Origin of the sequence: Snuella lapsa, assembly GCF_039539345.1 — a bacterium.
Classification (GTDB): domain Bacteria; phylum Bacteroidota; class Bacteroidia; order Flavobacteriales; family Flavobacteriaceae; genus Snuella; species Snuella lapsa.
Genome location: NZ_BAABCY010000127.1, coordinates 1 through 1,170, shown reverse-complemented (window position 1 = coordinate 1,170; position 1,170 = coordinate 1). Strand labels below are relative to the sequence as shown.

At 49.7% G+C, this 1,170-nt stretch carries 1 rRNA gene; it reads right to left on the bottom strand.

Features of this window, described 5'->3' with window-relative positions:
• A 23S ribosomal RNA gene (locus ABD792_RS19170) occupies window positions 1–1,170 on the bottom strand; the annotation flags it as partial.

The window sequence follows — 1,170 nt, the reverse complement described above, 5'->3', positions numbered from 1 at the left end:
TCCTTAGAATTCTCATCCCAACTACCTGTGTCGGTTTAGGGTACGGGCTGCTTCCCTCGCTTTTCTTGGAAGTCGATCCTCTGGATTATCACCTTGGCCGGGGCCTCAGTGTACTATCGGGGCGTTACCGCTCCCTTCAACGTGCTATTCCGTCAGCACGCACCAAATTCTCGCCTCCGTCACTTTTAACGGGAGCAGGTACAGGAATATTAACCTGTTGTCCATCCACTACCCCTTTCGGGTTCGCGTTAGGTCCCGACTAACCCTCAGCTGATTAGCATAGCTGAGGAAACCTTAGTCTTTCGGAGTGCGGGTTTCTCGCCCGCATTATCGTTACTTATGCCTACATTTTCTTTTGTAGCTTCTCCAGGTAGCCTCACAGCAACCCTTCGACGACACTACAATGCTCCCCTACCCATCTTTCGATGCCATGGCTTCGGTAGTATACTTATGCCCGATTATTATCCATGCCGAACCGCTCGACTAGTGAGCTGTTACGCACTCTTTAAATGAATGGCTGCTTCCAAGCCAACATCCTAGCTGTCTAAGCAGTTCAACCTCGTTTATTCAACTTAGCATACATTTGGGGACCTTAGCCGATGGTCTGGGTTCTTTCCCTCTCGGACATGGACCTTAGCACCCATGCCCTCACTGCTGATAAACATTTTATAGCATTCGGAGTTTGTCAGGAATTGGTAGGCGGTGAAGCCCCCGCATCCAATCAGTAGCTCTACCTCTATAAAACTATAATCAACGCTGCACCTAAATGCATTTCGGGGAGTACGAGCTATTTCCGAGTTTGATTGGCCTTTCACCCCTACCCACAGGTCATCCGAAGACTTTTCAACGTCAACCGGTTCGGTCCTCCACTGTATGTTACTACAGCTTCAACCTGCCCATGGGTAGATCACACGGTTTCGCGTCTACCACTACTAACTAAAGCGCCCTGTTCAGACTCGCTTTCGCTACGGATCCGGCACTGAATGCCTTAACCTCGCTAGCAACGGTAACTCGTAGGCTCATTATGCAAAAGGCACGCCGTCACCCCAATGGGCTCCGACCGCTTGTAAGCGTATGGTTTCAGGTTCTATTTCACTCCCTTATTCAGGGTTCTTTTCACCTTTCCCTCACGGTACTAGTTCACTATCGGTCTCTCAGGAGTATTTAGCC